The sequence below is a fragment of the Bradyrhizobium sp. CCGUVB4N genome (assembly GCF_024199945.1).
GTDB lineage: Bacteria > Pseudomonadota > Alphaproteobacteria > Rhizobiales > Xanthobacteraceae > Bradyrhizobium.
The window spans coordinates 5066163-5092015 of the sequence record NZ_JANADP010000001.1 but is presented as its reverse complement, the minus strand read 5'-3'; the positions used below and the strand labels follow the sequence as shown (position 1 = coordinate 5092015).

24 protein-coding genes are annotated in these 25853 nt (G+C 63.2%); 15 read left to right on the top strand and 9 right to left on the bottom strand.

All coding sequences use genetic code 11. The features are described 5' to 3' along the window. Positions 1–96: 96 nt before the first annotated feature. Positions 97–339 (bottom strand): hypothetical protein, encoded by a 243-nt coding sequence (locus NLM31_RS23335; protein WP_254131584.1) that lies wholly within the window; start codon positions 337–339, stop codon positions 97–99. A gap of 171 nt (positions 340–510) precedes the next feature. Then, on the bottom strand, positions 511–681 hold the full coding sequence (locus tag NLM31_RS23330) for a hypothetical protein (protein WP_254131583.1): 171 nt from the start codon (positions 679–681) through the stop codon (positions 511–513). Between the two features lie 204 nt (positions 682–885). Between NLM31_RS23330 and NLM31_RS23325 the strand changes: the two genes are divergently transcribed. Together NLM31_RS23325 and NLM31_RS23320 are read left to right on the top strand one after the other, a co-directional pair. Next, complete coding sequence (locus NLM31_RS23325; RefSeq protein ID WP_254193800.1) at positions 886–2007, top strand: AI-2E family transporter; 1122 nt, start codon at positions 886–888, stop codon at positions 2005–2007. A 94-nt stretch (positions 2008–2101) separates the two neighbouring features. Next, positions 2102–2548, top strand: a complete 447-nt coding sequence (locus NLM31_RS23320; RefSeq protein WP_254193799.1) for a potassium channel family protein — start codon at positions 2102–2104, stop codon at positions 2546–2548. Between the two features lie 215 nt (positions 2549–2763). On the opposite strand, the gene NLM31_RS23315 is transcribed toward NLM31_RS23320, so the two are convergent. Next, complete coding sequence (locus tag NLM31_RS23315) at positions 2764–3447, bottom strand: helix-turn-helix domain-containing protein (protein WP_254131581.1); 684 nt, start codon at positions 3445–3447, stop codon at positions 2764–2766. Positions 3448–3761: 314 nt separating this feature from the next. Here NLM31_RS23315 and NLM31_RS23310 point away from each other — a divergent pair, with 314 nt between their 5' ends. Together NLM31_RS23310 and NLM31_RS23305 are read left to right on the top strand one after the other, a co-directional pair. After that, complete coding sequence (locus NLM31_RS23310; RefSeq protein WP_254193798.1) at positions 3762–4385, top strand: response regulator transcription factor; 624 nt, start codon at positions 3762–3764, stop codon at positions 4383–4385. Positions 4386–4504: 119 nt separating this feature from the next. Further along, positions 4505–4927 (top strand): response regulator, encoded by a 423-nt coding sequence (locus tag NLM31_RS23305; RefSeq protein WP_309143699.1) that lies wholly within the window; start codon positions 4505–4507, stop codon positions 4925–4927. Between the two features lie 15 nt (positions 4928–4942). Here the strand turns inward: NLM31_RS23305 and NLM31_RS23300 are convergent, their stop codons facing one another. Then, positions 4943–5512 (bottom strand): invasion associated locus B family protein, encoded by a 570-nt coding sequence (locus NLM31_RS23300; protein ID WP_254131579.1) that lies wholly within the window; start codon positions 5510–5512, stop codon positions 4943–4945. A gap of 24 nt (positions 5513–5536) precedes the next feature. Beyond that, positions 5537–6412: a dienelactone hydrolase family protein gene (locus NLM31_RS23295; protein ID WP_254193797.1), complete on the bottom strand. Its 876-nt coding sequence runs from the start codon at positions 6410–6412 to the stop codon at positions 5537–5539. Between the two features lie 190 nt (positions 6413–6602). Here NLM31_RS23295 and NLM31_RS23290 point away from each other — a divergent pair, with 190 nt between their 5' ends. Both NLM31_RS23290 and NLM31_RS23285 read left to right on the top strand, forming a co-directional pair. After that, positions 6603–8306 (top strand): SulP family inorganic anion transporter, encoded by a 1704-nt coding sequence (locus tag NLM31_RS23290; RefSeq protein ID WP_254193796.1) that lies wholly within the window; start codon positions 6603–6605, stop codon positions 8304–8306. A gap of 137 nt (positions 8307–8443) precedes the next feature. Continuing rightward, positions 8444–11197, top strand: coding sequence for a decarboxylase (locus NLM31_RS23285; protein ID WP_254193795.1), 2754 nt, complete (start codon positions 8444–8446; stop codon positions 11195–11197). Positions 11198–11210: 13 nt separating this feature from the next. Here NLM31_RS23285 and aspT (NLM31_RS23280) read toward each other — a convergent pair whose 3' ends face one another. Together aspT (NLM31_RS23280) and aspT (NLM31_RS23275) are read right to left on the bottom strand one after the other, a co-directional pair. After that, positions 11211–12917, bottom strand: coding sequence for an aspartate-alanine antiporter (gene aspT, locus NLM31_RS23280; RefSeq protein ID WP_254193794.1), 1707 nt, complete (start codon positions 12915–12917; stop codon positions 11211–11213). 18 nt (positions 12918–12935) lie between these two features. Continuing rightward, positions 12936–14627, bottom strand: a complete 1692-nt coding sequence (gene aspT / locus NLM31_RS23275; RefSeq protein ID WP_254131574.1) for an aspartate-alanine antiporter — start codon at positions 14625–14627, stop codon at positions 12936–12938. Between the two features lie 328 nt (positions 14628–14955). Between aspT (NLM31_RS23275) and aspD the strand changes: the two genes are divergently transcribed. Both aspD and NLM31_RS23265 read left to right on the top strand, forming a co-directional pair. Further along, positions 14956–16590, top strand: a complete 1635-nt coding sequence (gene aspD / locus NLM31_RS23270) for an aspartate 4-decarboxylase (protein ID WP_254193793.1) — start codon at positions 14956–14958, stop codon at positions 16588–16590. A gap of 57 nt (positions 16591–16647) precedes the next feature. Further along, positions 16648–17076, top strand: coding sequence for a hypothetical protein (locus NLM31_RS23265; RefSeq protein ID WP_254193792.1), 429 nt, complete (start codon positions 16648–16650; stop codon positions 17074–17076). 56 nt (positions 17077–17132) lie between these two features. On the opposite strand, the gene ppk2 is transcribed toward NLM31_RS23265, so the two are convergent. Together ppk2 and NLM31_RS23255 are read right to left on the bottom strand one after the other, a co-directional pair. Then, complete coding sequence (gene ppk2 / locus NLM31_RS23260; protein WP_254193791.1) at positions 17133–17933, bottom strand: polyphosphate kinase 2; 801 nt, start codon at positions 17931–17933, stop codon at positions 17133–17135. 25 nt (positions 17934–17958) lie between these two features. Then, positions 17959–18411 (bottom strand): hypothetical protein, encoded by a 453-nt coding sequence (locus tag NLM31_RS23255; RefSeq protein ID WP_254193790.1) that lies wholly within the window; start codon positions 18409–18411, stop codon positions 17959–17961. Between the two features lie 161 nt (positions 18412–18572). On the opposite strand from NLM31_RS23255, the gene NLM31_RS23250 reads away from it, so the two are divergent. The 7 genes from NLM31_RS23250 (at position 18573) to NLM31_RS23220 (ending at position 25844) form a co-directional block, all read left to right on the top strand. Further along, positions 18573–18989, top strand: a complete 417-nt coding sequence (locus tag NLM31_RS23250) for a hypothetical protein (protein WP_254196249.1) — start codon at positions 18573–18575, stop codon at positions 18987–18989. After that, positions 18982–20214, top strand: coding sequence for an HlyD family secretion protein (locus NLM31_RS23245; protein ID WP_254193789.1), 1233 nt, complete (start codon positions 18982–18984; stop codon positions 20212–20214). Before NLM31_RS23250 ends, NLM31_RS23245 begins: the two co-directional genes overlap by 8 nt. A 27-nt stretch (positions 20215–20241) precedes the next feature. Then, positions 20242–20655 carry a hypothetical protein gene (locus tag NLM31_RS23240; RefSeq protein ID WP_254193788.1) on the top strand — a complete coding sequence of 138 codons (414 nt, stop codon included), beginning with the start codon at positions 20242–20244 and terminating at the stop codon, positions 20653–20655. An 83-nt stretch (positions 20656–20738) separates the two neighbouring features. Continuing rightward, positions 20739–22634: a sensor histidine kinase gene (locus NLM31_RS23235; protein WP_254193787.1), complete on the top strand. Its 1896-nt coding sequence runs from the start codon at positions 20739–20741 to the stop codon at positions 22632–22634. Positions 22635–22790: 156 nt separating this feature from the next. Further along, positions 22791–24488: a DUF3300 domain-containing protein gene (locus tag NLM31_RS23230; protein WP_254193786.1), complete on the top strand. Its 1698-nt coding sequence runs from the start codon at positions 22791–22793 to the stop codon at positions 24486–24488. Next, positions 24485–25402 (top strand): DUF2950 domain-containing protein, encoded by a 918-nt coding sequence (locus tag NLM31_RS23225; protein WP_254193785.1) that lies wholly within the window; start codon positions 24485–24487, stop codon positions 25400–25402. Before NLM31_RS23230 ends, NLM31_RS23225 begins: the two co-directional genes overlap by 4 nt. After that, entirely contained in the window at positions 25386–25844 is a 459-nt protein-coding gene (locus tag NLM31_RS23220; protein WP_254193784.1) for a hypothetical protein, read from the top strand. Before NLM31_RS23225 ends, NLM31_RS23220 begins: the two co-directional genes overlap by 17 nt. Positions 25845–25853 lie beyond the last annotated feature (9 nt).

Sequence of the window (25853 nt, the reverse complement as noted above, 5' to 3'; positions counted from 1 at the left end):
GAAGTGTGATGGGGCAAAAGCCAGCCCCGACCGACCCAGGCCGCCGGAGAGCCGGCTGTCAGACCTGACGACATCAATGTCTTCACGTGAGGTCCGTCACTTGGGGACGTGGTCGATCTTGTGCCCCAAATGGCCGGTGTCGTGGTCGCGCCGCAGCTGGCTCAGCGACGTCTCGTTCAACTGGTGCAAGACCTCACTGAGCTGGGTCGCGTCCGGATAGCCGGCCGCAAAACCCTTGCCGTAGATCTTGCGCAATGTGCCGACCAGCGTGTTGCCGTGCTTTTTGCTGATTGCGCCATCCTTGTCCCGATGGCGACCATCCAGGCCCGACTCCTTCATGGGTCTCTCCCTGTGCGGCGTCTGCGCGCCTCGCCGAAGGGTGCGCCCAAATGAGTTGATTGGCAACGACGTGGCTCGTGCGAGTTGAGGACTGCAAGAGACAGACGCCAAAAGAGCCCCGCGCTCCCGGGCGCGGAGGTCTCATTTTCGGTTACGATGCCGAAGGTGCGGTTAGGCTGCCTGCTCCTCAAACGAGGTGTAAACCCGGCCATGGGGATCGACGATCTGAACGTCGCGGCAGCCGTCCTGGATCAGCTCCCTGGCCTTCTTGAGGGCGGCGGCGAGAGACTCCCGCTTCAGGTTGACGACGCCTGCCGTGTCGAAACCGGTGATTTCAAACATGCCGCTCCTCCCGTTTGGTCGAATCCTACACCTTTCCAGCCGGTTGTCTTCTGGCTTTTTTCGACGGGACGCATGGAACTGGGGGCAGAATCCCGGCCCGTCGTGCCTCCGATCGACCATTTGATTTGGATCAAGCCTGCCGCTTGCTCGGCGCCGCTACGCTCGACGAGAGTGTGCCGTTCCGCAAGACACAGGTATCGAGCCGTGAAGACACTTCGCCAGTTTCTGCCCGCCGACGCCGTGGTCCAGCTCGTGATCCGGCTTGCGTTGCTGGGGCTGCTGATCATCTGGACGTTCCTGATCATCAAGCCGTTCGTGCCGATCCTGACCTGGAGCGCAGTGCTGGCAGTGGCGTTCTATCCGGTCTTCGGCTGGCTTGAGAAACTGCTCGGCGGCAGCCCGCGGATCGCGGCAGCCATTCTCACCTTGGTGATGCTCGGAATTGTCATCGGGCCGGCGGCGTGGCTGGGCTTGAGCGCCGTCGAGGGGATCAGGGATATCGCGAGCCAGATCAGCGCCGGCGATCTCGCGCTGAAGGCCGCTCCGGAGCAGATCAAGAGCTGGCCATTGATTGGACCGCAGCTCTACGATCTCTGGAATTTGGCCTACACCAATGTCCGCGCGGTGCTGCGCGAGGTGACGCCATATCTGAAGCCGCTCGCCGGGATCATGCTGTCCTTCGCCGGCAGCGCCGGCATCGGAACGCTCCAGTTCCTGCTGTCGGTGCTGGTCGCCGGAATCCTGTTTCCGTACGGTCCGCAACTGGCCGGCGCGATCCGCGGTTTCCTGTTCCGCATCGTGCCGGAACAGAGCGAGCATTTTCTGGAGCTTTCCGGGGCGACCATCCGCGCTGTGTCGCAGGGCGTGATCGGGGTTGCGATCATTCAAGCGCTGTTCGCCGGTATCGGTTTCAAGCTCGCCGGCATTCCGAGCGCGGGTCTGCTGGCCGTGGTCGTTCTCCTGCTGTCGATCGTGCAGATCGGCCCGGCCATCGTGCTCATTCCCGTCGTGATCTGGATCTGGATGGACAAGGACGTGATGGTCGCGCTGCCTCTGACGATATTCTTCGTCATCGTCGGCGTTCTCGACAACATCTTGAAACCGCTGGTGATGGGACGCGGGTTGACCACGCCGACGCTCGTGATCCTGATCGGGGTGATCGGCGGAACGCTCGCACATGGCATCATCGGCCTCTTCATCGGGCCGATCATTCTTGCCGTCGCCTGGGAGCTCGCGGCCGCCTGGATCCGCATCGAGCGCGTCGCGCCGGCCGAGGTCAACGAGGTGCGCGGTGTCGCGAGCGACGCGACCTTGCAGCACCATTGACCTGGATTGACGCGGAAACATCGCACGTCAAATTTCGAACCTTCGTGACCGAAAGCAAACGTTCCAGCCAAAGGCCATCCTCAGATCGGTTCTCATGATATTGCAGCTGGCAGTCGGCGCGCTGGTGAGCGCGATCAATATCGGTATTCACGCGCTGGTCACCGTCGTTGCCGTGGCTATTGCGCGCAGCGCCGGGCTCCGAAGAACCGAGCGACCGAGATTGCTTTTGATGGGCGTGATGGTTGCGACCGCCGCGGTGCTGAATCTCGCGCACACGGTGGAAGTCCTGGTATGGGCTTGGACATACGACATCGTCGAGGCCGCGGCCTCGCCCGATAGCGATCTGCTCTATTTCGCCTTCGTCAACTACACGACGCTCGGCTATGGCGATATCACGCCGGTGCAGGCGTGGAGGTTGCTCGGTCCGCTGACCGCCATGAACGGCGTGCTGCTGTTCGGCTGGTCAGCCGCAATCCTGTTCGAGGTATTGCGCAAGACGCTCGACCATGTCGGACTTACCCGAGACGACCTCATCCCATGAAAAGGACAAGCGCCGTGAACGCCACCGGCAACGCGCCAAGGACGACGATGGCGATCCGAAATACGATCTCCTTCGACATGGATCGAGGCTAGCATTGAGGGGAGCCGGCGTGATGTGCAGTTTGTGCCACCCTGGCGTCACCGGGGTGTCGGAGGTCGCACGATCGGTCCTGGACGGTGCGTCGCGCACCGTCCAGTCAGTCGTTTTCGGCTGGATCAGGGCTGCAAGTCGAGGCTTGCGAGCTGTTCCCGGTCCAGCAGCACGATCTGGCGCTGGGTATTGCCGATGAAGCCGAGAATGCCGAGCTCATGCAGCCGCGACAGGGCGCGGGAGACGGTCTCCAGCGTCAGGCCAAGATAGTCGGCGATATCGCGCCGGGACATCGGCAGCGCCATCACGCCGGCCGCCGTCAACCTTTTGTCCATCTCGAGCAGGAAGGCCGCGACCCGTTCCAGCGAGGTCTTGCGGCCGAGCAGCAGCATGTGGTCTTCGGCGTGCTGGAGATTGTTCGTGGTCATGCTCAGCAGGTTCTTCGCCACCATGGCGTCGCTCTCGGCCACGATCTCGAGGCTTTGCCGCTTGACGAGGCGCACATGGGTATCGACGATCGCCTCTGCCGTGAAGCGGTGCTCTCCACCGTTCTCCAGGCCGAAGACGTCGCCGGCGAGATGAAAGGCGCCGATCTGCCTGCGGCCATCCGACAGCAGCTTGTAGCTTCGCACTGCACCAGACTTGACCTGATAGACATAATCGGCGGGCTCTTTCTCGCCGTAGATTTCGCTGCCTTTCTTGTAGGAAAATTCGCTTAAATTGACGAGCGAGTTTGAAGCGCTGGTCATTCCGAGATCACGGAGAGAATTGGGACGCGGGGCGGAATCAGTCGTGATACGAACGAACATGGCCAACTCCTCAGCTCATCGCCGAATTGGTCTGTCAGACTGAACTCATTGCGTACTTTGCGGGGAATGTGCCGCGCTATCCCACTCCCGCCGAAGTTGATTTACGACCAAGGACGCATTTCAAACCATTGTCCTAAGGTGCATGGTACCAACGGACACCGGCGGGCGTTCGTTGCGCAGATTGAGAAAGCGTTATCCGCGGCCTGGAATGTATCCCGTTTCGAAACACGTGCGACGATTGTCAAACCGTTTGACAAGATGCCGAGAACGTAGCGGACTTCGTCCAGTCTTGGTGGCTCTGGCGAGAGGTGAGGGTGCCCGCTCTGGTTCATGTGGTCGATGACGACGCTTCATTCCGGACGGCGATCGAACGCCGGCTGAAACTCGCGGGCTACGATGTTGCGACCTACGCAACCGCTGAGGATTTGCTCGACGCCGAACTCGATGATGCGCAGCCGGGATGCATCCTTCTCGACGTACGGATCCCCGGGCTGAGCGGGCCCGACCTGCAGGGCCGCCTGATCGCGCAGGGCTCGACGTTACCGATCATCTTCCTGACCGGGCACGCCGACACGCCGACCACGGTGCGAGCGATCAAGGCTGGCGCGGAGGATTTCCTGACCAAGCCGGTATCGTCAGAGCAATTGCTCGACGCGATCGAGCGTGCCCTGACGCGGCAGAATGCCGCTCGTGCGCAGCGCGGCAAGCTCGATACGCTGCGCGCACACCTTGCAACGCTGACCCAGCGCGAGCGGCAGGTGTTCGATCTGATCGTGCGCGGCAGGATCAACAAGCAGGTCGCGCATGAGCTTGGAACGACGGAGCGCACCGTGAAGGCGCACCGGCACCAGGTGATGGAGAAGATGCAGGTCCATTCACTTGCCGAGCTCGTTTCGGTCGCTGAGCGCCTTGGAATGCTCGATGCGAACCGCGATTAGCTGATTTTCTGTCGCCGCGTAGTTCCCGCGATGTGACTTCCCAAAGGGACAATATGAAAGCCGGCAGCGAGATGTTGCCATGCATACGTGATGGATGTGCAGCCGCGCCCGGTGCGCGATTGAAGCTGCGCAACGTTGTCACCGTTGATGCTGCGCGAGAGGTGGATGCCGTGTCGATGCGCCAGTCCGTCTTCATCGTCGATGACGATCCATCCATCCGCACCAGCCTGTCCAGATTGCTGCGTGAGCACGGCTTCGCCGCGACGCTGTTCGAGTCCGCGAACGCGCTGCGCGATCACGGCCATTTCGACGAGGCGATCTGCATCGTTCTTGACATCAATCTCGACGGTGTGTCCGGCATCGATCTGCGCCGGAAGCTGGCGGAGACGGGCGTTGAGGTGCCGGTCATCTACATCACCGGAACCGACAGCGCGGCAAATCGGACCGCCGCGATTGCGTCCGGCTGTGTCGCCTACCTCGCGAAGCCGTTTTCCGCGCAGTCCCTGATCGAGTCGGTGACGCGGGCATCGGCCGCCGCTTAGGGGCGCTTGGGCGGCTTATTCGTCGACATATTGCTCCAGCGTCTTGGCCGGTGCGCCCTTGTGAGCCGATGCGAACTGGACCAGCGGTATCGAAGTCGTCAACGCCAGCAGATTGGAGTCGACGGTCTCGAGGGTCAGCGTCTTTCCGGCCTCCATCTGCTCGATCATCCCGGTTTGCGCGACGTCGGCCGCGATGCAGGCATTGGTCAGGCACCAGGTATATGGCACACGGACCGGAGTGCCCTGGTCGACGGTCAGCTTGGCCGGTTGCTGCAGATACACGCCAACGGGTACGAAGAGCTGAAGTCGTGCCGTCGGGGTGCCGTCGCGCTCGATCAGGTCGATGCGTACCGCTATCTGACCAGTTGGGAATTTACCCGTGATCGACGTCCGGCACAGCATCGGCGCGCCACCCGCCTTGAAGCACAGCTTCTGCCAGTCGCCATAGGTGATGTCCTTGGCCTCGCGCTGACCGCGTGTTGCGACTTCGGCAGGCTTATCTGCCTGTGCGGCGAGACCTGGCAATGCAGTGGTTGCGGCGATGGCGGCGGCAAGGGCTGTGAGATAGTCACGGGCGCTAAACATGATCGCGTCTCCGGGAACTGGGATCTATTTTTGTGTATCGAGGAATTTGCTCACGAGGGGCGACCAGAGCGGGATCGCGTCCGGTGAGCCGATGAAGAAGTGACCCTCGTTGCCGAATGGCGGCATCAAATGGTACTCGGCCTTGCCGCCGGCGGCCGTGAAGGCGGCACGCATGCGCTTCGACAGATCGGGACCGAAGAACGTGTCATTCTCGATGTAGATCCACAGCATCGGCACGCGCGAGGTTTTGCCGAAATCCGCCGTCGCATCGACCAGCTTGTCGGGTGCACAATTGTTGTTGGGTTTGCCGTCGACGCGACCGCCGCGGCCGCCGGCAAAGACGATGATCGCCTTCACCGACGGCGGGTTCACGCTCGACAGAGCGATCGCCGCCCAGCCCCCGGCGGATTGGCCGACCACGATCACATCCTTCGGAATGATGCGCTTTTCGGCGGCCATGTAGTCGATGATCCAGAGATCGACTTGCGCGATAGCGAGCCCGGCATCGTGGAAGTTGGGATTGATGCATTTACCGATCTTGGAGAAGAACGGGCCGTAGATCGCCCGTTCGGGGATATCGATCGCGGCGGCGCCATAGCCGCTTCCGACCGGAGCCACCACCAGATAGCCGCGTTTCGCGAACCATTTCGCGGCGTCGCGGAATTCGACCAGTGGAAAGAAACTGCGGTCGGTCGGGTTCAGCGAAACGCCGTGGTTCATGATCACCAGTGGGAATGGGCCGTCGCCAACCGGGCGGACCAGATAAGCGAACATCGGCAGCGGCAGCGGAAGGGCCCAGATCTCCTCCTGGATGCGGACGTCGTCCTCGGCATGGGCAGGGACGGGAACAATGAAGAGGATGATGAGGGCCGTCGCCAAACGGCGGAGGAATTCAAGCATGGTCGCGGTTTCCTCGGGCGCGCTGGCGCGATTTGATTGTCGACGGGGAGAGATTGCTTGATCCAGATCAAGCTTCGACGTCGACCCGACGACGCCTATGAATGGATGAAGAACCTGCGATAGCTGGCATTGTCGTCACGGCGCTGCTGATCGTTGCCGCATTGCGAGGTCTCTCGTCGGGAGGAGGGGGATGGCCGAGCCTTCTGATCCAGGTTGGACACGCTTCTTTCCGCCGTTCGGCTGGCTCGCCGCCTATCGACGCGAATGGCTTCCTTTCGACGCCGTCGCGGGCGTCACGCTCGCCGCCTACGCCATTCCGGTCTCGCTGGCCTACGCAACGCTCGCCGGCCTGCAGCCGCAGATCGGCGTCTACGGCTACATGCTTGGCGGGATTGGCTATGCCTTGCTCGGGGCGTCGCGGCAGCTGGCGATCGGCCCGACGTCGGCGATCTCTCTGATGATTGCGGCAACCGTCGGCGCGCTCGCCGGCGGCGATGCCGTGAAGTATGCGCAGATCGCGAGTCTTGCGGCGTTCGCTGTCGCGGTGCTGTGCTTCATCGCCTGGCTGTTCAAGCTCAGCGTGCTCGTTCGCCTCGTCAGCGACAGCATTTTGGTTGGCTTCAAGGCCGGCGCGGGGCTCACCATCATCATGAGCCAGCTGCCGAGCCTGTTCGGCGTCGCCGGCGGCGGCCACAATTTCTTCGACCGCGCGTTCAAGTTGGTCGGGCAGCTCGGCCATCTTGATCCGCTCGTGCTGGCCATCGGCGCGGTTGCGCTGTTGTTGCTGCTGCTCGGCGAACGACTGCTACCGGGCAAACCGGTCGGCATCACCGTCGTGGCGCTGGCGATTGTGGTGGCAACCGTGTTCGGCTTTCCGGGCCTTGGTGTGCCCGTTACCGGGAAGATACCGGAAGGGCTGCCGTCGCTGGGGATGCCGACCTTCGGACTGTTGGAGTTCGACGATCTCTTCCCGCTCGCTGCCGGCTGCGTGCTGCTGGCTTACATCGAGGGCGTCTCGGCGGCCCGGAGCTTTGCCGCCAAGCATGGCTATCCCCTCGACGTCCGACAGGAATTTTTGGGACTGGGTGCGGCGAACCTCGCGGCCGCCTTCGGCCACGGCTATCCCGTCGCGGGCGGTTTGTCGCAATCGGCAGTCAACGACAGCGCCGGTGCGCGAACACCTCTGGCTCTGCTCATCTGCTCCGTGACGCTCGGGCTGTGTCTGCTGTTCTTCACGGGACTGCTCACCAATCTGCCCAAGGCCGTGCTCGCGGCTATCGTCTTTGCCGCCGTCTACAAGCTGGTCGATGTGCGTGCGCTGATACGGATGTGGCAGGTCAGCCGGATCGATTTCCTGGCAGCGTCGATTGCCCTGATCTCGGTACTGCTGCTTGGTATCCTCCAGGGTGTCCTGCTGGCGTCGATTGCGTCGATCTTCCTGCTGTTGGCGCGGGCGTCGCGGCCGAACGTGGCGTTCCTCGGCCGCCTGCCCGGCACCGGCCGTTATTCGGACAGCGCGCGGCACGCGGATGTCGAGCCTCTGGTCGGAATCATCGCATTCCGGCCCGAGGCCTCGCTGCTCTACATCAATGCCGAGACGATTCTGGACACGGTCCTGAGCACGCTCAGGCGTTCGCCGGGCATCCATCTGGTCGCCTGCGACCTCTCGGCGTCGCCCTATATCGATCTGGCCGGCGCACGGATGCTGCATGATCTCCATGACGAGCTCGCGTCACGCCGGGTGACCCTCTGCATCGTCGGCGCGCATGCACAACTGCGTGACCTCCTGCGCGCCGAGGGGCTCGGGGAAAAGACCGACAGCCGGCAATGGCTGCGCTCGCTCGACAGCGTTCTCGGCGACGCCAAGGGCGATCCGGCTCAGCGGACGGCCTGATGCGGCGTACTGCGATGCGAACTGCGACGCTTCGCGTCCTGCGGAATGCGCGCGACCGTTGACTTGGATCAAATGGAGCGACCGGCGCCGAAAGCACGATCCCGCATCACCTTCCCCAAAAAGATCGGGAGAGACGCATGGCCAAGGATACGAAGATCGCGCAGAAGCGCATCGACCAGTTCTTTTCCGGGCCCGGAGCGCGCGCCGACGATTGGCGTGATCTGGTTGAGGCCGCAAAAGTTTGGGCGCGCGGCGGCGATCGAACGGCCTATGACGCGGCGCTGGCCAGCCTGTCGGTGACAGAAGAATTCCACGGCTATCCCGGCCTGCAATTGATGGCTTCCCTGCGCGAAGCAGCCGCGGCCGGGGATGCGGCCGCGTCGCTGTCGCTTGCGACCCGGATCACCCAGGCTTTGGCGACGCGATCATTCCGCCAGCATGCCGGCGACTGGAATGCAAAGGACGATGGCAATGGCGATGCGCCCGAACTGGTGTCGCCCACTTTCGGCGCGCACAAGGCACGCCGGCCCTATTTCGAAACCCTGATTGTCACCGGCGTGTCACCCGGCCAGTGGCCGGCGCTGGCGTCCGAATGGCGCAAGCTGCGCCGTCCGGAGGACGCCTTCATCTACGAGCCGGTCATCGTCGGCAATCTGGAAGACGCCTTTTGCGCGACCATGCTCAATCCCAACCTCGGCGCCGTCGTCATCAACGAGGGCTTTGGCCTGCGCTCGCGCCACGATGCGCCGGTCCTCCGCTCGATGACGGCTACGGCCGGCCTCAAGGACGAGTCCGATGCCTCCGCGCTGCGGCTGGCCCAGATCATCAAGCGGGTCCGGCCCGAGCTTGATCTCTACATGATCTCGAATCGTGACGTCGAGGAAATGGCCGGTAATCCCGAGGCCAACGTCGTTCGCCGTATCTTCTATTCGGTGGAAGAGCTGCTGGAGCTGCATCTTTCGATCCTCGAAGGCATCCAGGATCGTTACGACACGCCGTTCTTCGACAACCTCAAGAAATACGCGCAGCGCCCCATAGGCACGTTCCATGCGTTGCCGATTGCCCGCGGCAAGTCGATCTTCAAGTCCGACTGGATCCGCGATATGGGCGAGTTCTACGGCCCGAACCTGTTCCTGGCCGAGAGCAGCGCCACCACCGGCGGCCTCGACAGCATGCTGGAGCCGACCGGCAACATCAAGAAGGCACAGGAGAAGGCGGCGAGGGCACTCGGCGCCGACCGCGTCTTCTTCGTCACCAACGGTACCTCGACGTCGAACAAGATGGCGGTGCAGGCGCTGCTGGCGCCGGGCGATATCGCGATCGTCGATCGCAACTGCCACAAGTCGCATCACTATGGAATGGTGCTGGCCGGTGCGCAGCCGCTCTATGTCGAAGCCTTCCCGATGACGGAATATTCGATGTATGGCGCGGTGCCGCTGAAGACGATCAAGCAGGCGCTGCTCAACGCCAAGGCCGACGGCCGGCTCGACCGCGTCAAGCTGCTCGACCTCACCAACTGCACCTTCGACGGCCACATCTACAACACCCGGCGGGTGATGGAGGAATGCCTCGCCATCAAGCCGGACCTGATCTTCCTGTGGGATGAAGCCTGGTTCGGCTTCGCGCGCTTCTCGCCGTTCTTGCGCCGCCGCACCGGCCTCGGCGCCGCCAACGAGATCGAGGCGTGGATGCGCGACCCGAAATCGGTCGCCGCCTATGAGAAGCAGCAGGCCGAGCTCGGCAGGAATCCGACGGACGAGGTGCTGCTCAAGACACGCCTCATTCCCGATCCGCGCCAGATTCGTCTCCGCGTCTACCAGACCAACTCGACGCACAAGTCGATGTCGGCGATCCGGCAGGGCTCGATGCTCTCGGTCAAGGACGTCGAATTCCACACGGTCGAGCAGCAGTTCAAGGAAGCTGTGTTCACGCACGCCTCCACCAGTCCGAACCAGCAGCTGATCGCCAGCCTCGATATCTCGCGGCGCCAGATGGAGCTGGAGGGCTATGGCCTCGTCGCCAACGCCATGGAGATCGCGTTCGCCATTCGCAACGCGGTCAACAACAATCCGCTGATCTCAAAATACTTCCACGTTCTCGGCGCCGACGCCATGGTGCCGGCGCAATACCGCCAGAGCGGGTTTACGGACTATCTCGCCGCCGGTGTGAACTGGGCCAACACGCTCAAGAGCCTGGACGAGGACGAGTTCTGTCTCGACCCCACCCGCATGACGCTGGTGTGCGGCACGGCGGGTTTCGACGGCACCCAGTTCAAGGGCATTCTGGCCAACGAGTACAACATCCAGGTCAACAAGACCTCGCGCAATTCGGTCCTGGTCCAATCCAACATCAACAACACCCGCAGCGATGTCGCGCATCTCGTGCGCGTCCTCGCCGAGATCGCGGGCGAGGTGGACCGCGGGCTGGCGCAAGGCGGCGCCAATGCGCGCCAGACCTTCGAGGCGCGGGTCAAGAGCCTGATGAAGGACGTGCCTGATCTCCCGAACTTCTCGCACTTCCACCCGAGCTTCCGTGGCGATGCCGGCACCAAGACCAACGAAGGCGACATTCGCAGCGGATTCTATGCCGCCTATGACGTCGCCGGCTGCGAGCATATCCGCCTCAACGATCCCGAGATCGATCGTCGTCTGAAGGCTGGCCCCGAGCTCGTCTCGGCCAATTTCGTGATCCCGTACCCGCCGGGCTTCCCGATCATGGTGCCGGGTCAGGTCATCACCCAGGAGACCATCGACTTCATGCGCAAGCTCGATGTGAAGGAGATCCATGGCTACGACGCCAAGGAGGGCCTGAAGCTCGTGCGCACGGAGGCGTTGGGCAAGATCGGCCGGCCGAAGCCGGGCGCGCAACCGAAGCTCAAGGCCGCGTCATAGCACGCGGCCCCCTTCAGGGCGCGAACACGGCGACCATCACCGAGCCCCAGGTCGTCAACAAAATGTTCGCGACGGGATAGGCCGGCGTATATCCGAGCACGGGCACCGGGCTTCCCGATCGCTCCTGGAGGGCGGCCATGGCGGCCGTCACCGTCTGCGAGCCGGTCAATCCGCCGAGCAGAAGGATCGGGTTCATGCGCAGGACGAAGTGACCGAAGCAGAATCCGACGAGCTGCGGCAGCAGCGTCACGACCATGCCGCCGAGCAGCAGGCCGATGCCGGACTCGCGCAGGGAGGAGAGAAAGATGGGCCCGGCGTGGATTCCGGTGAGACCGACAAACGCGGCAAGCCCGAGTGACGTCATCAGGCTGATGGCGCCGTCCGGAATCCGGCCGAACCGCGGGTTGAGCGTGCGGAGGTAGCCGACCAGGAGCCCGGCGAGCAGCGTGCCGACGCTGGTGCTCAGTGCGATCTTGATGCTGCCGACAGGAAAGCTCACGAGCACGCCGACGATGCCGCCGAAGAATATGGCGAGCCCAAGCACCACGAAATCGATGCTGGTGCTGGGCTCGACGATGACGCCGATGTTTTTCGCCGCGTTCTCCACGACCGGTTCGGGACCGACGATCCGCAGCAGATCGCCGCGCTGCAGGACCACGCCGGGTGCAATCGGCAACTCCTGACCACCGCGGCGCAACGAACGCAGATAGAGGCCGCGTGTCCAGTCTTGCTGTGAGGCGTCCTGCAGGTTCATGCCGGCGAGCTTGGCGTTGATCAGGAAGACGTCCGCCGAGATCAAGGGAATGTCGAGCAGATCCCTGTCCTCAACCTCCTCGGCGCGGGAGCCGATCAGATCGACGATGATATGGCGCGGCGCCGAGATCGCGATCACATCGCCAGGTGCGAGAACCGTGCCCGGTTCCGCCTGGAACATGCGTTCTCCGTGGCGGATCCTGTGAATGAACAGGCGGTGCTCCGGCAGGCGCGCTTCGGCGGCGGCGACTGTCAATCCGATCAGCGGAGAGTCCGCGTCCAGCCGATAGGCACGCAGCTCGAATTTCCGCCATGCCGACGCCAGGCCCGGCTTGCTCCGGCTCATGCCTAGCGACTGCTCGAGCTTGAGCGCCTCGTCGCGCAGGTCGATCTTGAGGAGGGCAGGCGCGACCACCGTGATAAACAGGATCACGCCCGCATAGCCGAAGATGTAGCAGACGGCGTCTGCGACCGCGATGTGCGAGACATAGAGCGCGCGCTGCGTCTCGGGTGCCGCGAGGCCGTTGATCGCGTCGGTTGCCGTTCCCATCGCCGCGCTTTGCGTCAGGGCTCCCGACATCAGCCCGGCCGCGAGGCCGGGATCGAGACCGAGCGTCTTTCCCACGACGATGGCGGCCGCAAGGCCGGTGAGGCCCACGACGACGGCAAGCAGCATCGGCTTCAATCCGTCGCGCTTCATGGCCTGAACGAATTGCGGACCGACGGAATAGCCGATCCCGAACAGGAACAGCAGGAACAGGAAGGATTTGGTCATGCCGGAGACGGGTACATGCGCGAAGTCGCCGACCACGAGGCCGGCGAACAACGAGCCCGTGACCGGGCCGAGACTGAAGGCACCGATCTTGAAGCTTCCGATCCAGTAGCCTGCGGCGATCACCAGGAACAGCGCAAGCTCGGGATAGCGGACGAGAAACTGTTCCAGCCAAGTCAGCATCTCAGTCAGCATCTCAGCGCCGCCCGATCTCTACGTCATCAGCATGACGAGAACCATGCCCCAGATCGTCAGCAGCGTGTTTCCGACCGCGTAGGTGACGGTGTAGCCGAGACCGGGAATTTGGCTGCGCGCGCGATCGTTGATCATGCCGAGCGAGGCCGTGGTGGTGCGAGCGCCCGAGCAGCATCCAAGCACGATGGCGTCATGGAAGCGGAATACATATTTGCCGACATACATGGCGAGGATCAGCGGCACGGTCGTCACAGCGACCCCCCAGAGGAACAGGCCGATGCCTTGCGCCTTGAGGCCAGCCACGAATCCTGGTCCCGACGAGATACCGACGATCGCAATGAAGACATTGAGACCGACCGAGTTCATGAACCAGACGGTCGGTGAGGGAATCCGCCCGAAGGTGGGATGCACCGAGCGCAGCCAGCCGAAGAACAGACCCGAGATCAGTGCGCCGCCGGAGGTTGATAACGTGAGCGGCACGCTGCCGATCTTGTAGACGATGGCGCCGATCAGCGCGCCGATGGCGATGGCGGCGCCGATGAAGGCCACGTCGGCGACGTCGGTCGCCTTGTCCGGCCGGCCGAGCATCTTTGTCGCGGCCGCGACGTCAGGCGTGCGCCCGACGATGGTGACGATGTCGCCGCGATTGATCTTGGTGTTGGGGAGGATCGGGATATCGACCGCGATGGCGCCTCTGGTGATCTTGCGCAGGAACACGCCGCGCGATGCCGGGATCTGCGCCAGTTGCTCCAGGGTCTTGCCGTCGACGTCCTTGCTGGTCACGTAGACATCGACGCCCTCGATCGGCATCGAGAGGAGGTCCCGATCATCGACTTCCTCGGCCTGCTCGCCGATCAACTGCACGAGCACATCGCGCCGGCCGGCCACGGCGACGACATCGTTCGCGTGGATCACGGCATCCGCGGTGGCGTCTATGATCTTGCCGTCCTGTCTCAGCCGCAGGATGAACACACGATGGTCGGGCAGCAGCGCCTCGGCCTCCCGCACCGTTTTTCCGACCACCGGGCCGCGCTCGCGAACGCGGAATGCGCGGACATCGAACTGATGCCACGCGGTGCCGGGACCGCCCAGCTGCTTCTTGCCGCCGTGCTCTTCTTCATATTTCTTGCACGCAGCTTCGAGGTCGATGCCGAGCAGGGCGGGGCCCAACAGCGCAAGAACGATGGCGGATCCGACGGTGCCGAAGATGTAGGTGACCGCGTAGGCGACCGGCATGCCATCGAGGATCTTCTTGGTGTCCTCCGGCGAGAGGCCAAGTCGGTTGATGGCATCGGTTGCAAGGCCCATCGATGCCGAGATCGTCTGCGAGCCGGCATAAAGTCCGGCGGCTGAACCGACATCATAGCCGGCAAGTTTTGCTCCAACATACGCCGAGATCAGGCAGAACACGCACACGACGGCCGCGAAAATCGCCTGTGGGACACCGTCCTGCGCAATGCCGCGCACGAATTGCGGCCCGACGCCGTAGCCGATGGCAAACAGGAACATCAGGAAGAAGAACGGCTTGAGCGGACCTGTCACCGTAATGCCGATCTGGCCGATGATCACAGCGGCGATCAACGTCGCGGTGACGGCTCCGAGCCCGAGGCCCTTGTAGGTGAAGGAGCCGAAATAATAGCCCAGGGCCAAGGACAGGAAGATCGCGATTTCCGGATAGCTCTTGAGCGTCTGAAAGAACCAGTCGATCATGATGTCACCCCTTCGTGCATCGGCACGCGCCCAGCTCGCTCCGCGCCACATCGGATGCGAAGATCTCGAGAACGAGATCTGAAGCCGTATCGAGCGATATGAGGCGATGGCCCACGCCGGACATGTTGATTTATGTCAACGGCCGAGCCTTGCAGCGTGCAGGATCGACAACACACATCGCGCTGCGTTGCGGGACAGCGGCGGGTTGCAAGACCCTTGAGCTAGATCAAGGGAAGCCGCTGGCTGCCCATCATCCTGAGCGCGATGACGCAGGCAGGGAAGCCTGCTCCACCTCGTCCCAACAGATCGCATCGTTCGGGAGTGTCATATGGCCGATATCTTGACGCTGAAGAAATTCGAGGCACTGAGCCCGTTCGAGATCAAGGACGAGCTGATCAATCTCGCCAAGGCGACGTCGAAGCGGACGCAATCCGCATTCCTGAACGCCGGCCGCGGTAACCCGAACTGGGTGGCCACCACGCCGCGCGAGGGCTTCTTCCTGCTCGGGCAGTTCGCGATCACCGAAAGCAAGCGGGTCATGGAGCACCCGTCCGGGATCGGTGGCATGCCCCAGGCCAAGGGCATTGCCGCACGCTACGAGGCCTGGCTCGCCAAGCATTCGGACATGCCGGGCGCAAGCTTCCTTACGGAGATGCTGCCCTTTGCAGTCAAGAAATTCGGTTTCGAGCCGGATGCCTTCATCCACGAGCTCGTCGATTCCATCATCGGCGACAATTATCCGGTGCCGGACCGCATGCTGGTGCACAACGAGAAGATCGTACACGAATATCTGATGTGGGCCGTCTGCGGCGAACCGCGGCCATCGGGCAAGTTCGACATCTATGCGGTCGAGGGCGGCACGGCTGCGATGTGCTATCTCTTCAAGTCGCTGAAGGCCAACCGCCTGTTGCTCCCCGGCGATACCATCGCGCTGGGAACGCCGATCTTCACGCCCTACATCGAGATGACGCATCTGGAGGACTACGACCTCAAGGTCGTCCAGATCAAGGCGCCGCAGGAGAACAAATTCCAGTTCACCGACGACGAGATCAAGAAGCTGGAAGATCCGAAGATCAAGGCATTCTTCATCGTCAACCCGGCCAATCCCAGCGGGATGGGGGTGAGCCCGGAAACGATCGGCAAGCTGAGCAAGCTGGTCAAGACCAAACGCCCCGATCTCATGCTGTTGACTGACGACGTTTACGGCACCTTCGTCCATGGTTTCCGCTCGCTGCTGGGCGAGCTGCCGCACAACACCATCGGCGTATATTCCTATTCCAAATATTTCGGCTGCACGGGGTGGCGGCTTGGCGCCATCGCCATTCACGAAGACAACATCTTCGACAAGATGATCGCCAAGCTTCCCGAGGCCGCGGTCAAGGCCCTCGACAAGCGCTACGGGCCGCTGACGCTGGAGCCGCGCAAGCTGAAAATCATCGACCGCATCGTTGCCGACAGTCGCGATGTCGCACTCAATCACACGGCGGGCCTGTCGCTGCCGCAGCAGGTGATGATGAGCCTGTTCTCGCTCTCGGAGATGCTGGACACGAAGAAGGCCTATCAGGCCGCCTGTATGGAAATCGTCAACAAGCGCCTGTGGGCGCTGCTCGACGGGCTCGGGCTTGCCGACAAGATGACGCCCAATCCGAACTACGACGCCTATTACGGACTGATCGATTTCGAGTTCTGGGCGAGAAAGAACATCGGGAACGAAGCCGTCGACTATCTGAAGAAGAATATCCATCCGCTCGATCTCGCATTCCGCCTGGCTGAGGCCCACGGCATCGTCCTGCTGAACGGCGGCGGTTTCGATGCGCCCGAATGGTCCTTGCGTGTGTCATTGGCCAATCTTCCCGACGACGTCTACGACGACATCGGTCGCGGCGTTCGGGCCATCGCGCGCGGTTATCGGGACGCCTACGAGGCCGCCAAGGGAAGCGGGAATGCCAAGGCGACGCGATAGGGCCGGCGTACTGGTCCGGACTGGTTGGACGTCAATCTCAAATGGGGAACGAAAGTCATGAAAGGGTTTGTTGTTGGTGCTGCTCTTGCCTTAACCGCTGTCACGGCCTTCAGCACGCCGTCGCGTGCCGATACCGGGCAGGTCGCCGTCGTCTTCACCAAGGGCGGTTTCATCGTCGGCGTCGGAGGTGGCGAGGGCGTGCTGGTCTATAGGGGCAAGAAATACCCCTTCACCGTCTCCGGCATGAGCGTCGGATTCACGATCGGCGCTTCGACCACCAAGTTGGTCGGCCGCGCGCTCAATCTCAAAGGGCCGCAGTCGATCGAAGGTTCCTACGCGGCAGGCGGGGCGGGTGGCGCTGTTGCCGCCGGTGCGGGCGCCGTGCAGTTGCAGAACGGCAACGGCGTGATCCTTCAGCTCAGCGGACCGAAGGTCGGCGCGGAAGTGTCGGCCGCGGTGGGCGGCGTCACGATCAAGCTGAAATAGACGAAGGACATCGGCGAGGGAGAACGGGCTGGGTTACCCCCGGCCCGTTCCGCTTTTCAGTAACGCTCCTCAACGAATTTCAGCCCGCGCAGGCTGGCCTGGTCGTTGTAGCGCCCCTTGTGGGAGCGCGGCGGCAGCATGACCCTCTCGCGCTTGATCTTCTTGTAGGGGATCCTTTGCAGGATATGCGAGATGACGTTGAGCCGGGCGCGCCGCTTGTCGTCGGAGCGGATCAGCCGCCACGGCGCATGCTTGGTGTCGGTCGCCTCGAACATCATGTCGCGCGCACGGGAGTAATCGTACCAGCGGCCGAACGACTCGGTATCCATCGGGCTCAGCTTCCACTGCCGCAGCGGATCCTCGATCCGTGCCTTGAAGCGAAGCTCCTGTTCCTCCATCCCGACCTCGAGCCACAGCTTGATCAGGATGATGCCGGCGTCCACGGCGAATTTCTCGACCAGCGGACACAATTCCAGGAAGCGCTTGTGTTCGGCCGGCGAGCAGAAGCCCATGACATATTCCACGCCGGCGCGGTTGTACCAGCTGCGGTCGAAGATCACGATCTCGCCACCGGCCGGGAATTGCTCGATATAGCGTTGCAGGAACAGCTGGGACTTTTGCCGGTCGGACGGTGCGGGCAGGGCGCAGACCCGGAATACCCGCGGGCTCACCTTCTCCGTCAATGCCTTGATGGTCCCGCCCTTGCCGGCGGCGTCCCGGCCCTCGAAGATGATGATCACCTTCAATTTCTGGGCCTTGACCCATTCCTGGAGGTGGCACAGCTCGACCTGGAGCTTTTCGAGCTCCTTCTCATAGGCCTTGCGCTTCATTTTTTCCGCGGGCTCGTCCTTGGCCATGCCTGTCCTTTCGCTATTGCACGCGTTACTCGTCCCACGAAATGGTCACGCCGATATCGCCGGGCATGCCGCCGGGGAAGTCGATGATCTGGTAGGCGATGCGATAACCGCGCGGCTGGAGATAATCGGTCCAGAGCTGGAAGATCTCCTTGGGGATTCCGGTGAGCGTCTTTTCCCAGCCCTTTTCCATCTGGTTGATGGCGCGCCCCTTGTCGGTGCAGAGCGAGTTCGGGAAGCGGTAGACCAGCACCTCGGTCAGGCCGTTGCGCACGGCACGCTGGATGATGGTGGCGGCGAGCTTGATCTTCTCTTCTTCGCTCTTGCCGGAGGGCTTGCTCAGGCGCTCGATCAGCGCGCGCTTCTCGGCCTCGGCAGCCGTGGCGAGACGGACATATTCCTCGGCCTTCTCCGCCTCCTTGAGAGCGGCTTCCTTCCGGATCTGGGTGGCGTTGGGAATGAGATCGTCGAGGCCGGGCATGGCAGCGGCTCCCTGTGATTATTCAAACGCATTCACAAAACGCTATGTCCGGTGAGGGGCATTCCCTTGATTCAAATCAAGCAAATTGGGAAGCTGCCCCAACACAGTGCCGCAAGAGCACGTTGAGCCGGGAGAGACCTTTGAACGAGCAGCTAAATCCGATGGCACCGCACCATCTGCCATTCTATCTGGCGCCCGGAAGCGGTACCGACACATTGATGGTCGTGATGGGGATTTTCCTGATCGGCACTGTGCTCTGGGTCGGCACACTGTACTGGCGGCTGCACAGCCTCCCCGAGCGAATGGCGCACAAGTCGCAGAAGCTGCAGTTCGAGTTCGTCGCGGTGCTTGGGTTGATCTCGCTATTCACGCACATGCACATCTTCTGGATCGCGGGCCTGTTGCTCGCACTGATCGATATTCCCGACTTCGGAACGCCGCTGCGCAGCATCGCTGACTCCGTCGAGAAGATCGCCGACGCGACACCGGGGCAGGACGACGCGCCGATAGAGGCCGGTCCTGCCCCTGCCGCCGCGGGCGCGTCGGATATCGCCAAGAAGGAGCACAGCCATGTTTGAGCTGATGTTCTGCTCGCTCCTTACGATCGTGCCGGATTATCTCTACCGTCGCTATGTGCAGGGCAAGCGCTTTGGCAAGGAGATCACCTTCTTCTCGGTCTGGTACGAGCTCCGCTGGGGCATCACCGGTTGCCTGATGCTGACGATCTCGCTCATCACCATGATCTTCTATTTCCATCCCGCGACGGATTCGGCGACGCTGTACTACCGCACCGTACCGATTCTGCCGGAAGGATCGGGGCGCGTTGAGGAGGTGAAAGTCAGCTTCAGCCAGGAGGTGAAGAAGGGCGACGTGCTGTTCACCCTGGACGCCTCCAAGCAGCGGGCTGCTGTGGAGACGGCCAAGCGAAAAGTTGCCGAAATCGACGCCGCGATGCAGACGGCGCAGGCCGATGTCGTCAAGGCGGAGGCGCAGATCGGCGAAGCGAAGGCGAATTATCAGCAGGCCAAGGACGAACTCGACGTCAAGAGCGAGCTGCAGCGCCGCAATCCCGGCATCGTTGCCCAGCGTGACATCGACAAGCTCCAGGTACTGGTCGATCAGCGTCAGTCGGGCGTCGATGCCGCGACGGCCTCCAAGCAGGCCGCGAGCCTGCAAGTCTCTACGTTGCTTCCGGCGCAGAAGGCGAGTTCACAGGCCGCGCTCGATCAGGCCCAGGTCGATCTCGACAAAACCACTATCCGGGCTGGCGTCAACGGTCGTGTCGAGCAATTCTTCCTTCGTCCCGGCGACCTCGTGGCGCAGATCATGCGGCCCGCCGGCATTCTCATTCCGGAGGGCTCGGGCAAGAGCACGCTTCAGGCCGGCTTCGGCCAGATCGAGGCCGGCGTGTTGAAAGCAGGCATGGTGGCGGAAGCAGCCTGCATCTCCAAGCCGTGGGTCATCATTCCCATGGTCATCACGAGCGTGCAGGACTACATCGCGGCCGGACAGTTCCAAGGCGGCCAGCAACTGATTGAGGCGGAGAACGGTCCCAAACCCGGCACGATCCTGGTGTTCCTCGAACCGCTGTACAAGAACGGGCTCGACGGCGTCACGCCCGGCAGCAGCTGCATCGTCAACGCCTATACCAGCAATCACGAGGAGATTTCCGCGGAGCACACCAGCACCGGCCGGGCGATCGCGCTCCACGTGGTGGATGGCGTCGGCCTCGTGCATGCGTTGTTGCTGCGTATCCAGGCCTTGCTGATGCCGATCAAGACGCTGGTGATGAGCGGGCACTGAGGCACTGAGCACGCGAGGGAATCAAAAATGAATTCGAGAAAATTGTTTGGATTGGGCGGATTGCTGTTCGCCTCGGTGCTCGTCACCGGGAGCAGGGCTAACGCAGTCGATCTCAAGGGCGCCTGGGCGAGTGATGCCGACAATTGCGCGAAAGTCTTCGTGCGCAAGGGCGCGCAGATAGGCTTCACCGACATGTCGGACGTCTACGGCGGTGGTTTCATCGTCGAAGGCGACCAGATCATCGGCAAGTTCGCGCGCTGCCGGATCAAGGCGCGGAAGGACAACGGGCCGGATGTCAATCTGATCGCGGCGTGTGCGACCGACATGATGCTGTCCAACGTTCAGTTCAGCCTGAAGGCGCTGGATGCCGACAGCGTGATCCGCCTCTTCCCGGGCATGGAGGACATGGAGATCCGCTATCATCGTTGCCCGGCGACTTAGCGGCAGGTCCAAGGGCTGTCCGCGCCTTGCCATTCCCGCTAGAATGTCCCGAAAGCGGCCGTCGGAAGCCGCGGGATTGGAGCATGAACAGGCGGATGTCGACTGACACGCTCAGGTCGCGGTCGGCGATGGCCGCGCTGTTGTGCCTTGGCCTGTTCGTTGCGGTGTGCACGTTGGCGGGGCCGGCCAATGCCGTGGAACGGAAGCTGGGCGGGGAGCTCAAGCGCGTCCTGATCCTGCATTCCTTCGGCCGCGAGTTTCGGCCGTGGAGCGAGTATGCCCGCAGCATCAAGGCCGAGCTCGTGCGTCAGTCGCCATGGCCGCTCGACGTCCAGGAGCACACGCTGCTCTCAGCGCGCTTCAACAATCCGGGTCCGGAGGCTCCCTTTGTCGAATATCTCAGTTCGCTGTATCAAGGCGCATTCCCCGACATCGTGCTGAGCATCGGCGCGCCGGCGGCGCGGTTCGTGCAGAGATACCGGGCCAAACTCTTCCCCGACACGCCGATGGTGCTGACCGTGGTCGAGCAACGGCTCGTCAATCGCTCGGACCTCACCGACAACGACGTGGTGGTGTCGGTCCGCAATGATTTCCTGGCCGCATTCAACAACATCCTTCAGGTTTTGCCGGCGACCAAAACGGTCGCTGTCGTCGTCGGCGCGTCGCCGCTCGAGCAGTTCTGGATGGACGAGGTGAAGCGGGAGCTGAAGCCCTTGGATGGCCGGCTCGAGCTCGTCTGGTTTTCGGACCTGTCGTTCGAGGAGATCCTGAAACGAGCGGCGAATCTTCCGCCCCACACGGTGCTGTTCTGGGGCCTGATGTCGGTTGATGCCGCCGGAATCGTCCATGAAGGCGACATCGCGCTGCGCAGCCTTCATGCGGTCGCGAATGCACCCATCTTTTCCTACCAGGAGCCGTTCTTTGGCGGCAGTACCGTCGGCGGCCCCATGCATTCAACGGCCGAGACGACCCGGAAGACTGTCGATGCCGCCATCCGCATCCTCAAAGGCGAGAAGCCGTCCAGCATCAAATACGAACCGATCGGGTTTGCCGCGCCGAAATACGACTGGCGCGAGCTGCAGCGCTGGGGCATCAGCGAAAGCAGTCTGCCTGCCGGGAGCGAGATTCTGTTTCGCGAGCCGACCATGTGGGAGAGCTATCGCTGGCAGATGCTGCTCATCGCCGCCATCATCCTGGTGCAGGCGGGCCTGATCAGCGGATTGCTGCATGAGCGTCGCCGCCGCCAGCTCGCCGAGGTCGAGTCCCGTCAGCGGCTGGCCGAGCTCGCGCATGCCAACCGGTATTCGGCCGTCGGCGAGCTGACGACGTCCATTGCCCACGAACTGAACCAGCCGCTCGGCTCGATCCTGACAAATGCCGAGACCGCGGAGCTCATGCTCAAGGGAGCCTCGCCCGATATCGACGAGATCAGGCACATTCTCGCCGACATCAGGCGCGACGACCAGCGCGCGAGCGAGGTGATCCGCCGCCTGCGCAGCGTGTTGAGGAAGACGCCGTTCGAGATCAGGACTCTCGAGCTCAACGACACGGTGTGGGAGGCGATCGGGCTGGCCGCGGCCGTCGCCGATGGACGCCGCATTGCGCTGAGCTATGTGCCTGCTGCCACCGCTCTGCCGATCAAGGGCGATCCTGTCCAGGTCCAGCAGGTCATCCTCAACCTCATCATCAACGCGATGGATGCGATCTCCGATGCGGACATGAAGAAGCGCGAGGTGAACGTGTCGACGGCCCGGGCGGGCAACCAGGCCGAGATCAGGATCGCCGATACCGGCCCCGGCATCGCAACCGGCGATCTCACAAACGTCTTCAATCCGTTTTTCACGACCAAGCCGGAGGGCATGGGGATGGGGCTTGCGATCGCCAAGACGATCGTCGAGGCCCATCACGGCACGATGGCCGCAGAGACTCTGCCGGCGGGCGGTGCGCTGTTCACGGTCAGGCTGCCGATCGTCCGATAACGACCGGTGCCCGGCCGGCTTCTGATGGAGGCCGAACTGATCGCGTGAGCGCCTTGCGTTGCAACAGCGCGGCGGCGCGGTTTCGTTGATCTCGATCAACGAACGCCTCTGCCCCGGCCCGATGGTCGCGGACGGAAAGTTTTGTGGAGGTTTCCGATGTTTCGCTGCGGCAAGATCCTGATGGCGCTTGCGCTGGTGGCGGCGGTGCCCGCCGCTGCAATGGCTCAGGCCACCACGCCGGCGACGCCGGCCGCCCCGAGCGCGCAGGCGCAGCCCGCGAGTCCACCGCCGCCGGCTGCGGAGCTCCTGAAGCCGGAGCAGCTCGAAGCCCTCGTCGCGCCGATTGCGCTCTATCCCGATGAGCTTCTCGCCAACGTGCTTGCTGCCTCGACCTATCCGCTCGAAGTGGTGCAGGCTGACCGCTTTCTGAAGGAGCGCAAGAGCCTGAAGGGCGATGCACTGAAGACCGAGGTCGACAAGCAGACCTGGGATGACAGCGTCAAGGCATTGGCCAGCACCGCCGATGTCCTGACCATGATGAGCGACAAGCTCGACTGGACCCAGAAGCTCGGCGATGCCTTTCTCGCTCAGCAGCCCGACGTGATGGATGCGATCCAGCGTCTGCGCAACAAGGCCTATGACAACAAGAAGCTCGTCACCACCAAGCAGCAGAAGGTCAGCGTCCAGACCCAGGAGGGCAAGCAGGCGATCGTGATCCAGCAGGCCAACCCTGACGAAATGTACGTGCCGTATTATGATCCGGCGACGGTCTACGGCACCTGGCCCTATGCGGAATATCCGCCGTATTATTGGGGCTACCCGTCCTATATCGGCGCCGGGGTGATCGCCGCGGGCCTCGCCTTCGGCACGGCCTGGGCGATCGGACGCTGGGGCAATTACTGGGGCGGCGGCTGCAACTGGGGCAACCGCAACGTCTACGTCAATCACCGCACCACCAACATCAGTGGCGGCTGGCAGCACAATCCGGCGCATCGCGGCGGCGTGCGCTACAGCAACACCAATGTTCAGCAGCGCTTCGGCAACACCAACGTCAGGGCCGGCGCGTCCGACCGGATGGATTTCCGCGGCCGTGACGGCAACCAGGTGCTGCGTCCGGACCAGGGAGCGCGTGACCGGGCAGGCGACCGCGCGGGTGATCGCGGTGGTCCGGGTGACCGTGCCGGAGATCGGGCCGGGGATCGCGCGGGTGACCGTGCCGGCAATCGCGGCGATCGGCCCGGAGGTGGCGACCGCGCCGGAGCGGGCGATCGTGCCAAAGGCGGCGGCGACCGGGCGAAGAACGCCGGTAAGGGCGGCGGCGATCGCGCCAAGGCAGCGAACCGTGGCGGCGGCAATAAGGCAGCGAGCGCCAATCGCGGCGGTGGCAATCGCGGCGGCGCCATGAACGTCTCCTCCGGCCGGTCGGCGGCCGCGGCCTCGGCACGCGGACGTGCCAGCATGGCAAGCATGCCGCGCGGCGGCGGCGGGCCGAGCATGGCCGGCCGTGGCGGTGGCGGCGGCATGGCGATGCGTGGCGGTGGTGGCGGCTTCGGCGGTGGCGGAGGTCGTGGCGGCGGCGGTGGCCGGCGCTCCGATATCGCTCTGAAGCACGACATCGTCCTTCTCGGGCATCTCTCCAATGGCCTCGGCTACTATCGCTTCAGCTACATCGGCAACGACAAGGCCTATGTCGGCGTGATGGCGCAGGAGGTCGAGCAGGTGGTGCCCGACGCGGTGACCCGCGGCAGCGACGGATATCTGCGGGTCTATTACGAAAAGCTCGGGCTGACATTCCGCACCTACCGCGACTGGGTCGCCGGCGGCGCGAAGATCCCGGCGGAGGTGATGCCATGATCGGCCTGAAATCGTTCCGCCGTGCGATCCTGCCCGGCATGGTGGCGCTTGCATTGTTCGGCTCGCCGGCCCTCGCGCAGGAATCCTACAAGTCGCCGGAGGACGCAGCCGCCGCGCTTGCCGCCGCGGTCAAGAGTGGCCCGAAAGACATCTTGAAGGTGCTCGGCAGGGCCGCCGAGGACATTGTCGCCTCCGGCGACGAGGTCGCCGACAACGACATCCGCGCGCGCTTCTCGTCGATGTACGACGCCAAGCACGGCATCAAGGCGGAGGGCAACAAGACCGCGACCCTGATGCTGGGACCGGATGATTTCCCGTTCCCGATCCCGCTCGTGAACACCAAGACCGGATGGGCGTTCGACACCGACGAGGGACGGATCGAGGTGCTTCGTCGCCGCATCGGCCGCAACGAGCTCGACGCGATCCAGACCGCGCTCGCCTATGTCGACGCGCAGAACGAATACGCCGACAAGGACCGCGGCGAGGGCGCCGGTGTTTATGCCCAGCGCATCGTCTCGTCACCAGGCAAGAAGGACGGCCTGTTCTGGCGCGATGACAGCGATCCGAGCCCGCTCGGCGCGTTGGCGGCCGAGGCCTCGAAGGAGGGCTACAGGGCAGGCGATGTCGGTCCCGTGCCCTATCACGGCTACTACTTTCACATCCTCAAAGGGCAGGGCCGCGATGCGCCGGGCGGCGCGCTCAACTACGTCGTCAAGGGCAAGATGATCGGAGGCTTTGGCCTGATCGCCTGGCCTGCCGAATACGGCAATTCCGGCGTGATGACCTTCCTCGTCAATCATGCCGGCACCGTCTACCAGAAGGACCTTGGCAAGCGTACCGAGACCATCGCCGAACGCACCACGCTGTTCGACCCCGATGAGACCTGGAAGAAAGTCGATGCCGCAAAACCCTGAACGGCGCATCGGCGCGTTCCGCCTGATTGCGATGCTCCTGCTGGCGCTGGGGCTCGCGCTACCTGCGACACCATCATTCGCGCAGGCGGCCGGTCAGGTCCGGGTCAAGATCGTCAAGGCCGGCCTTCTCGTCGGCGGCGGCGTCGGCAGCGGAACGCTGGTCTACCGCGGCAAGACCTATCCGTTCAAAGTCAGCGGCCTGAGCTTCGGCATCACCGCCGGTGCCACCATCGGCCGTCTCGACGGCTGGGCGTCGGATATCCGCGAGGTCGGCGACTTCGCCGGCACCTACAGCTCCGTCGGCGGCGGCTTTGCGCTGGTCGGCGGCGTCAACGGCGTCCACCTCCGCAACGAGAAGGGCGTCACGATCGTCCTGCAGGGTCCGAAGGCCGGACTGGAACTGGCGGCCAATCTGAGCACGATTGTGATCGCGCTGAAGTGACGCGCGGGG

Bases quoted from the DNA above. Each gene is read 5' to 3' on its own strand.
- NLM31_RS23335 (WP_254131584.1), bottom strand. From the start codon at position 339: ATGAAGGAGTCGGGCCTGGATGGTCGCCATCGGGACAAGGATGGCGCA.
- NLM31_RS23330 (WP_254131583.1), bottom strand. From the start codon at position 681: ATGTTTGAAATCACCGGTTTCGACACGGCAGGCGTCGTCAACCTGAAG.
- NLM31_RS23320 (WP_254193799.1), top strand. From the start codon at position 2,102: ATGATATTGCAGCTGGCAGTCGGCGCGCTGGTGAGCGCGATCAATATC.
- NLM31_RS23315 (WP_254131581.1), bottom strand. From the start codon at position 3,447: ATGTTCGTTCGTATCACGACTGATTCCGCCCCGCGTCCCAATTCTCTC.
- NLM31_RS23300 (WP_254131579.1), bottom strand. From the start codon at position 5,512: ATGTTTAGCGCCCGTGACTATCTCACAGCCCTTGCCGCCGCCATCGCC.
- NLM31_RS23295 (WP_254193797.1), bottom strand. From the start codon at position 6,412: ATGCTTGAATTCCTCCGCCGTTTGGCGACGGCCCTCATCATCCTCTTC.
- NLM31_RS23290 (WP_254193796.1), top strand. From the start codon at position 6,603: ATGGCCGAGCCTTCTGATCCAGGTTGGACACGCTTCTTTCCGCCGTTC.
- NLM31_RS23285 (WP_254193795.1), top strand. From the start codon at position 8,444: ATGGCCAAGGATACGAAGATCGCGCAGAAGCGCATCGACCAGTTCTTT.
- aspT (WP_254193794.1), bottom strand. From the start codon at position 12,917: ATGCTGACTGAGATGCTGACTTGGCTGGAACAGTTTCTCGTCCGCTAT.
- aspT (WP_254131574.1), bottom strand. From the start codon at position 14,627: ATGATCGACTGGTTCTTTCAGACGCTCAAGAGCTATCCGGAAATCGCG.
- aspD (WP_254193793.1), top strand. From the start codon at position 14,956: ATGGCCGATATCTTGACGCTGAAGAAATTCGAGGCACTGAGCCCGTTC.
- NLM31_RS23265 (WP_254193792.1), top strand. From the start codon at position 16,648: ATGAAAGGGTTTGTTGTTGGTGCTGCTCTTGCCTTAACCGCTGTCACG.
- ppk2 (WP_254193791.1), bottom strand. From the start codon at position 17,933: ATGGCCAAGGACGAGCCCGCGGAAAAAATGAAGCGCAAGGCCTATGAG.
- NLM31_RS23255 (WP_254193790.1), bottom strand. From the start codon at position 18,411: ATGCCCGGCCTCGACGATCTCATTCCCAACGCCACCCAGATCCGGAAG.
- NLM31_RS23250 (WP_254196249.1), top strand. From the start codon at position 18,573: ATGGCACCGCACCATCTGCCATTCTATCTGGCGCCCGGAAGCGGTACC.
- NLM31_RS23245 (WP_254193789.1), top strand. From the start codon at position 18,982: ATGTTTGAGCTGATGTTCTGCTCGCTCCTTACGATCGTGCCGGATTAT.
- NLM31_RS23240 (WP_254193788.1), top strand. From the start codon at position 20,242: ATGAATTCGAGAAAATTGTTTGGATTGGGCGGATTGCTGTTCGCCTCG.
- NLM31_RS23235 (WP_254193787.1), top strand. From the start codon at position 20,739: ATGAACAGGCGGATGTCGACTGACACGCTCAGGTCGCGGTCGGCGATG.
- NLM31_RS23230 (WP_254193786.1), top strand. From the start codon at position 22,791: ATGTTTCGCTGCGGCAAGATCCTGATGGCGCTTGCGCTGGTGGCGGCG.
- NLM31_RS23225 (WP_254193785.1), top strand. From the start codon at position 24,485: ATGATCGGCCTGAAATCGTTCCGCCGTGCGATCCTGCCCGGCATGGTG.
- NLM31_RS23220 (WP_254193784.1), top strand. From the start codon at position 25,386: ATGCCGCAAAACCCTGAACGGCGCATCGGCGCGTTCCGCCTGATTGCG.